The organism is Bradyrhizobium sp. 23, assembly GCF_023073295.1.
Taxonomy (GTDB): domain Bacteria; phylum Pseudomonadota; class Alphaproteobacteria; order Rhizobiales; family Xanthobacteraceae; genus Bradyrhizobium; species Bradyrhizobium canariense_D.
This window is the reverse complement of record NZ_JADPJF010000148.1, coordinates 606114-613787: the sequence shown is the minus strand read 5'-3', so window position 1 is coordinate 613787 and position 7674 is coordinate 606114. Positions and strand designations below refer to the sequence as shown.

Genomic DNA, 7674 nt, shown 5'->3' with positions numbered 1-7674 from the left:
CACGGGACGCCGCGAGCTATGCGAGCCCGTCGCGGCGCACCGTCGAAACGGCCCGCGCGCTGGGGCTCGAGCCGCTGCAGCTGGACGAATTCAGCGAGCAAGACTTTGGCGACTGGACCGGCCGTCGGCATGACGAACTCGCCGCGACCGGTGGCGAGGCCTATGCACGGTTCTGGAGCGATCCGGCGCGCGGACGGCCGTCCGGCGGCGAAAGCTTTGAGGAACAGGTCGCGCGGGTCCGCCTGGGTTTGTCGAAGATCGGCACCGGGGCCGCAACGCTCGTCGTGCATTCCGGCACGATCCGGGCGGCGCTGTGCATCGCGCTCGACCTGACGCCACAAGCGGCCCTGCGCTTCGTGATCGATCCGCTGTCGCTGACCAGGATTGACCGGCTCGCGACCGGCTGGCGCGTCGTCTCCGTCAATCAGCGGACGATTTGATCAGGCCGGACGATCAGGCACATTGGCCTGCGCAAAGGTCGCCATGCCGTTGTGGAGCGCGCAGGCCGACCGCACAAGCGGCAGCGCGATGGCCGCGCCCGATCCTTCGCCGAGCCTGAGATCCAGGCTGATCAGCGGCTGCACGTTCAGCGCGCGGAGCACCAGCCGATGCCCCTGCTCCGCCGACTGGTGCGAGGCCAGCAGGAACAGCTGGCACGAAGGGTTGAGCCGCACCGCCGCCAGCGCCGCGACCGACACGATGAAGCCGTCGATCAACACGGGGATGCGGTGCTGTGCAGCCGCGATAACGGCACCGCAGATGGCGGCGATCTCGAGACCGCCGACGGCGCACAGGATCTTTTCGGGCGCAGCGCCCGCAATGTCATGGCGTGCGATTGCAGCGTCGATCACCCGCGCCTTGTGCGCACGGCCGGCCGCGTCGATGCCGGTACCGCTGCCCGCGATCTCCGCGGCGCTCACGCCGAGCAAGCCGGCCGCGATCGCCGCCGATGTCGTGGTGTTGCCGATGCCCATCTCGCCGAAGATCAGAAGATCGGGCTGCCCGGCCTGTGCGCGCGTCACCGCACGTCGGCCGGCTTCGAACGCAAATGCCAGCTCCGTGGGGGTGAGCGCAGCTTCGACGCTGAAATCGCGCGTACCGCTGCGCGGCTTGTCGGTCACGATTCCAGCCATCTCCTCCTGCGCCAGCGTGCCGGCGTCGACGACCTCCAGGCTGGAGCCCAGCTCACGCGCCAGCACCGAGATTGCGGCACCGCCGGAGGCGAAGTTCGCCAGCATCGCGATCGTCACTTCCTGCGGATAGGCCGAGACGCCCTGCGCGACGATGCCGTGATCGCCGGCGAAGATGATGATCGGCACCCGCGCCGCGCGCGGCTGCTCGGTTGCTTGCAGGCCCGCAAGCTCGATCGCGAGCTGCTCGAGCCGGCCGAGCGCGCCGGTCGGTTTCGTCAGTTGCGCCTGCCGCGCCACCGCCGCCCCGCGATGGACTGCGGAGATATCGGGGCATTGTTGGGTGACCCATTCGGGGAGCATGCTGCCTCGCTTGCCTCACAGCCTGCGCTTGAGGATGTAACTGTCCATGATCCAGCCGTGCCGTTCGCGCGCCTCTTGCCGCACGGCGACGATGCGCGGGCCGATCTCGGCCAGCGCGCCGGACATCACGATCTGATCGGGCATGCCGAGATAGGCCCCCCACCAGATGTGCAGGCCCGCCGGATCAAGCGACTGGAACGCCGTGCCGCCGTCGAGCATCACCACCACGGTATCGACACCTGCCGGCCAACCGCCATCGCGCAAGCGGCGTCCGGTCGAAACTAGAAAGGGCTCGCCGATGTCGTTGAGCGGCAACGCATGCGCCGCACACAGCGCCTGGATCGAGGTGATGCCGGGCACGACCTCGATCTTTGGCGAGGGATTGAGCCGCCGCGCAATGCGCAGCGAGGAATCATAAAGCGAGGGATCGCCCCAGATCAGCAGCGCGACCTTGCCCTCTCCTTCGAGATGATCCCCGATCGTCTGCGACCAGACGGCGGCCACGGCATCATGCCAATCGTCCACGCCCTTGCGATAGTCCGCTTCAGCGGCGTCCCGCACGGGCAGATCGAACTCGGCAATGCGGGTCGTGTCGCTGGTGAGCAGATCGGCGCAGATCGTCCGCCTGAGATCGGCGAGGTCGGACTTGGCCGTCCCCTTGCGGGGGATCAGGACGAGATCGGCCGCGTTGATGGCAGTAATCGCGGCACGCGTGAGCTGCTCGGGATCGCCGCAACCGATGCCTATCAGAGAGAGCGTGAGCATGGTGGCTGCGAAGGGCGGCCATCATGGCCGCCCGTTCGCTTGTCTCTAGGCCGCGCTGTGCAAACGCGGCGTGACGAGGCCGGGCGCGGTGACGCCGCGCAGCGACTTTGCCAGCGCGAGCACGCCGAGATCGGCGAGCGGCTCAATCACGATGACCAGCGCATAGGACGCCGCGAAGGTCGCGATGTTGGCGAGGTTGGTCGCGCCGAAGCCGGAGCCATAAATCGCCCAGAACGCCACCCAGGCGATGACGCCCGCCTGATAGGTCGTCGAAAGCGCCAGCGCCTGGCGGTACTTCAGATCGACATAGGCCGTGTTGCTCGAAATGATCCGCGTGGCGATCGCCTGGATTCCGAACAGCGGCACCAATAGCGTGGTGACGTTCATGCCATATTGCGGCAAGTCGGGCGGCTCGAAGAAGATGCCCTGGAACAGCAGGCCAAACGCGAGGCCGAAGGCCGCAGGCGCCGCGCCAAACAGCAGGAACAAGGTCGAGCCGAGGATGAAGTGCACTTCGGAGACGCCGACCGGGAAGTGCGGCAGGATCTCGAAGAAGATAAACACAAGTCCCGTGGTGGCGAGCGTCCGCGCCGCGAACGACGTGATGCCCTGCTCGCGCACGGTCTCAACCGCGAGCTTCAAGGCAACGCCGCCGACGGCAATGCCGGTTGCATAACTCAGCACGAGCTTGGCGTCCGAGACTAGTCCGGGTTCGATATGCATGGCTCAGATCCTTCTTGCCGTCACACCCGACGGCCTTGGCCTCAAAACATGCACGGCCGGTCTCCTGGCTCGCGGTTCACTGGGAGTCTCCGGCCTTCCCGGGCCTCGCGGCCCAGTGGCTGATCGAAGTCCCTCACCGCTTACAGTCGCGGGGGCGGCTGGGGTTTTGGGCGCCGCAACTGGGTCCGCCCATCCCCATTCCCGATTATGCTCCGGCGCTTTGCGCCGCATCGAGCACCATGCGTCTCCTGTGTGCCTCTTTCGCCGGCCGGGCGTCAAGGGGCGACGGGCGGACGAGGCGGTCATGACGGATAATTCCCCGCCAGCGCGCCGAACAGGATGACGGCCGCCGTGGAGGCCGCTCCGCCCCGCGCAAGCTGCTCTGCAAGTTCCGAAATGGTGGTGCGGACCAGCCGCTCATCGGGACGGCCGAGCGATTCGGCAAACAACGCCGGCGTGGTTGGGGCGAGCCCGTGCTCGATCAATTTGACGACCAACGCCGGAAACGTCCGCCGGCCCATATAGACCACGGTCGTCGCCTCCGGATCGGCCAGCGCCGCCCAATTGAGATCTGGCGGCAGCTCGCCGGTGACGTCCGCCCCGGTCACGAACTGCACGCGGCGCGAGGTGTGACGCCGGGTCAGCGGAATGCCGGCTTGCGCGGCGGCGACACAGGCCGAGGTGACGCCGGGAATGATCTCGTAGCCGATGCCCGCTTCACGCAGCGTCTCGAGCTCCTCCTCGAGCCGGCCAAAGATGCCGGCATCGCCCGACTTCAACCGGACCACGCGCGCGCCTGTCACGGCATAGTCGACCAGCAGGCGGTTGACATGGTGCTGCTTGGTCGAGGCCCGCCCTGCCCGCTTTCCCACCGCGACGAGATTGGCGCCGGGCCGGGCCAGATCGAGGATCGCGCCTGAAGCAAGATCGTCATAGAGCACAACGTCGGCCTCGCGCAGCCGCGCTGCACCCTTGAGCGTGAGCAGCTCGGGATCGCCGGGCCCGGCGGAGACAAAGGAGACAAAACCGCTCACCGGTCCTCCGCGATCAGATGGAAGAACGTGCCGGTGGCTTGTCCCCGCCGCGAGCCGGTCTCGGCAATGACCGCACCTGTCGCGTCGTGCACGACCGCCAGCGCCGTGTCGGGCTGCGCGACTATGGTCGAATAGTGGAATTCATGGCCACGCAGGCGTGCACCCGCCTGATGACCCGGCATCGGCGCGGCGAGCTCGGCCAGACGATAGCCCAGATGCATGCGGCGCTTGGCAAAGCTCGTCTCCAGGCCGAGCAGGCCCGTCATCTCGTGGCTGATGCCATCGGCGTCGGTCAAAGCGGTGCCCAGCACCATATAGCCCCCGCATTCGCCGTGCACCGGGCGCGTCTCGGCGAAGGCGCGCAATCCGCTGCGGAAGCGCGCATTGGCAGCGATCCTGCCGGCCTGCAGCTCGGGATAGCCGCCAGGCAGCCAGCACACATCGGCGACCGGATCAGGGGCTTCATCGGCGAGCGGCGAGAATGTCGAGATCTCCGCACCCGCCGCGCGCCACGCTTCCAGCATGTGCGGATAGACGAAGGAGAACGCGGCATCACGGGCAAGCGCAATGCGCTGGCCGGGCGGCGTCACGTTGACGCCGCTTGCGGCAGGTTGCGGCGACCAGGTGGCCGCCGAACGCAGCACCGCGTCGAGATCGACATGCTCGGCAACGAAGCGCGCGGCCTCGTCGATCAGCTTGCCGATTTCCGCCTGCTCCTCGGCCTGCACCAGTCCGAGATGCCGCTTCGGCAGGCTGATCTCGGCATGGCGCGGCAGCGCGCCGAATACGGCGATGCCGGCATCCAGCAGCGCGCGCCGCACGAGGGCTTCGTGGCGCGGGCTGGCAACGCGATTGAGCACGACGCCTGCAAGGCGCACACCGGGGCGGTAGTCGCGAAGGCCCGCCGCGATCGCGGCCGCCGTTTGTGCCTGTCCTGAGGGATCGATCACCAGCAGCACCGGCCAGTCCAGCATCTCCGCGATGTCGGCGGTCGCCCCGGTGCCGCAGACGCCACGCGCGGCGACGCCGTCGAACAGACCCATCGAGCCTTCGGCCAGCACGACATCGGCGTCAATGCCGCGACTGACGAGATGCGAGATTGTCCCGCGATCCATCGCCCAACTGTCGACATTGACCGAGGCGCGTCCCGTCGCGGCGGCATGAAACGCGGGATCGATGTAATCGGGGCCGCTCTTGAAGCACTGCACCCGCAATCCGCTGTTGCGCCAGGCGCGAGCAAGCGCCAGCGTCAGTGTGGTCTTGCCGACGCCGGAGGCCGGCGCGGAGATAACGAGCCCTGCCGCCATCACGACACCTCCGGAAAGCGCGGCTCGGCGCCGACCGGCCGATAGCGGCGGTCATAGTCGGCAGCATAGAGACGGCTCTCGGAAAAATCCGCCGAGCCCAGCGTCTTGCCGACCAGGATCAACGCGGTGCGCTCCATCTCGCCCCCGACCGCAGCGTCGAGTGTTGCGAGCGTGGCGCGGATGATGCGCTGCTCGGGCCAGCTCGCACGCCAGACGATCGCGACCGGGCAATCCGCGTCATAATGCGGCGTCAGCTCAGCGACGACCTTGTCGAGCAGATGAATCGACAGATGGATCGCGAGCACCGCGCCGGTGGCGGCGAAGGCGGCAAGCTTCTCGCCTTCGGGCATCGCGCTGGCGCGGCCCGGCGTGCGCGTCAGCACCACGGTCTGGGCAAGGCCGGGCAGCGTCAGCTCGGCCTCCAGCGCAGCCGCGGCGGCCGAGAAAGAGGGAACGCCGGGCGTGACCGTGTAGGGAATGTCGAGCGTGCGCAGGCGGCGGAGCTGTTCGCCCATCGCCGACCAGATCGAGAGATCACCGGAATGCAGCCGCGCAACGTCCTTGCCATCGGCATGGGCGGCGGCGATCTCCGCGACGATCTCATCGAGCGACAGCGGCGCGGTGTTGACGATCCGCGCCCCGGGCGGGCAATGCGCCAAGACGCCCTCGGGCACAAGTGAGCCAGCATAGAGGCAGACCGGACAGGCGGCGATGAGATCGCGGCCGCGCAACGTCAGCAAGTCAGGAGCGCCTGGCCCTGCCCCGATGAAATGCACCGTCATGCGCCGTCTCCTTCCGCGATCGCCGCGGTCGCGGTGCGATCCTGCGAGACCACCCGCGTCGCAATCAATCGCGCGCGAGGTCCGGCCGCTGCGAGCGCCGCCGCCTCGGCAACCGATCCCGTCCCGAACTTTTCCACGACGAGCTTTGACTGCGTCGGCGTGTCGATGCCAACAAGCATTTCGGCGGCAACCGCCTTGATCGGCAAGCCGCATTCGCGCGCGAGCTGCTTCAACACCTCCTCGTCGGCCTTATCGCTGACCGTCGCCACTGCTGCGAGGCCTTCGGGACCACCGGCCGCCAGAAGCGCCTCACGCAGCGAGGCCAGCGTGACGTCCCGCTTGAATCCGAGCCCGGCGACCTTCATCGGACCGCGCTCCATTGCACCACGGGCCGCACGGCCTCCCAGGACCGGTAGCGGCCGAGCGAAGCGGCATGCGCAATCTCGACCCGCATCAATTCGCCGCCCTGGCGCTGGTGCAGCTCACCGAGCAACGCTTCCGTCTCCAACGTTACTGAATGCGCGACCAGCCGCGTACCGGGCGAGAGCCGCGGCCAGATGGCGTCGAACATCGCGATGTCGAGACCGCCGCCGATGAACACGGCGTCAGGCCCGTCCAGCGTAGCAAGGGTTTCAGGCGCTTTTCCCGCGATGACTGTGATCCGATGTGCCAACCCGAACGCCGTCGCATTGCTGCGAATGTTCGCTGCGCGATCCTCGCGCGCCTCGACGGCGATCGCGGTGCCCCCGCACAGCGTCCACTCGACCGAGATCGAGCCCGAGCCCGCACCGATGTCCCATAGCCGTTCACCGGGACGCGGCGCCAGCGCCGAAAGCGCGAGCGCACGGACCGGACGCTTGGTGATCTGGCCGTCATGGACGAAGAGTTCGTCCGATAGTCCCGAGCTGTGGGGGATGCCCTGCGCGCCCGCCGCCTCAACGGCTACCGCGACCAGATTTCCGGCAAGATCGCCTGCGAAGCTGTCGGCGCGATGCGCGTTGATCCTTTCGCGCGGCCCGCCAAGCGCAGCGAGTGTCCAGAATGCCGAGGCACCCCATCCGCGCGCCGTCAGCCATTTCGCGAGATCGCCTGCCGCCTTTGCGTCGCGCACGAGACAAATGATGCGTGCCCCTCGCGCCAGGTGTGGCACGAGACGCTCGAATGGCGCGGCGTGGAGACCGAGACAGGCAACGGATTCCAGACGCCAGCCAAGCCGCGCAGCAACGAGCGAGAATGTCGAGGGAGCCGCATACGCGATCCATTCGTCGCCATGGAGCTTCTCGGCGAGGCTCGCGCCGGCCCCGTGCCAGAACGGATCGCCGGAGGCGAGCACCGCCGTCGGGCGACCACGGCAGCTCAACACGATTTCTGCATCGAACGGCACCGGCCATGGACGGCCGCGCCCGGTTATGCCGGCGAGTGCAAGATGCCGTTCACCGCCAAAGACAGTTTCGGCATCATCGAGCGCCTTTCGGCTTGCCTCGGACAGCCCGGCAAGGCCATCTTCGCCGATGCCGATGATGGTCAGCCAGGGATCAGCCATGACGCGCGCCCTCATTCTGGGCGGAAC

General features: G+C 67.9%; 9 protein-coding genes and 1 riboswitch. Of the genes, 1 reads left to right on the top strand and 8 read right to left on the bottom strand.

Annotated elements, in window-relative coordinates; translation table 11 throughout:
- Positions 1-440, top strand: a 440-nt coding sequence (locus tag IVB32_RS36290) for a histidine phosphatase family protein (protein ID WP_247412942.1), incomplete at its 5' end; no start/stop codon positions are given.
- Here the strand turns inward: IVB32_RS36290 and cobT are convergent.
- From cobT to IVB32_RS36250, 8 genes are all read right to left on the bottom strand, one after another.
- Entirely contained in the window at positions 441-1493 is a 1053-nt protein-coding gene (gene cobT / locus IVB32_RS36285; protein WP_247300151.1) for a nicotinate-nucleotide--dimethylbenzimidazole phosphoribosyltransferase, read from the bottom strand.
- A 15-nt stretch (positions 1494-1508) separates the two neighbouring features.
- A complete protein-coding gene (gene cobF, locus IVB32_RS36280; protein ID WP_018458672.1) occupies positions 1509-2258 on the bottom strand; it encodes a precorrin-6A synthase (deacetylating) in 750 nt (249 codons plus the stop codon).
- 45 nt (positions 2259-2303) lie between these two features.
- Complete coding sequence (locus IVB32_RS36275) at positions 2304-2981, bottom strand: energy-coupling factor ABC transporter permease (RefSeq protein ID WP_018458671.1); 678 nt, start codon at positions 2979-2981, stop codon at positions 2304-2306.
- 36 nt (positions 2982-3017) lie between these two features.
- Positions 3018-3238, bottom strand: a riboswitch (cobalamin riboswitch).
- A 45-nt stretch (positions 3239-3283) separates the two neighbouring features.
- Positions 3284-4015 carry a uroporphyrinogen-III C-methyltransferase gene (gene cobA / locus IVB32_RS36270; protein ID WP_018458670.1) on the bottom strand — a complete coding sequence of 244 codons (732 nt, stop codon included), beginning with the start codon at positions 4013-4015 and terminating at the stop codon, positions 3284-3286.
- Positions 4012-5322, bottom strand: a complete 1311-nt coding sequence (locus IVB32_RS36265; protein WP_018458669.1) for a cobyrinate a,c-diamide synthase — start codon at positions 5320-5322, stop codon at positions 4012-4014. The genes cobA and IVB32_RS36265 overlap by 4 nt, the downstream gene beginning before the upstream one ends.
- Positions 5322-6104, bottom strand: a complete 783-nt coding sequence (cobM, locus tag IVB32_RS36260) for a precorrin-4 C(11)-methyltransferase (protein ID WP_247412939.1) — start codon at positions 6102-6104, stop codon at positions 5322-5324. The genes IVB32_RS36265 and cobM overlap by 1 nt, the downstream gene beginning before the upstream one ends.
- Positions 6101-6469 carry a cobalamin biosynthesis protein gene (locus IVB32_RS36255; protein ID WP_018458667.1) on the bottom strand — a complete coding sequence of 123 codons (369 nt, stop codon included), beginning with the start codon at positions 6467-6469 and terminating at the stop codon, positions 6101-6103. Before IVB32_RS36255 ends, cobM begins: the two co-directional genes overlap by 4 nt.
- Complete coding sequence (locus IVB32_RS36250; protein ID WP_018458666.1) at positions 6466-7647, bottom strand: bifunctional cobalt-precorrin-7 (C(5))-methyltransferase/cobalt-precorrin-6B (C(15))-methyltransferase; 1182 nt, start codon at positions 7645-7647, stop codon at positions 6466-6468. Before IVB32_RS36250 ends, IVB32_RS36255 begins: the two co-directional genes overlap by 4 nt.
- Between the last annotated feature and the right edge of the window lie 27 nt (positions 7648-7674).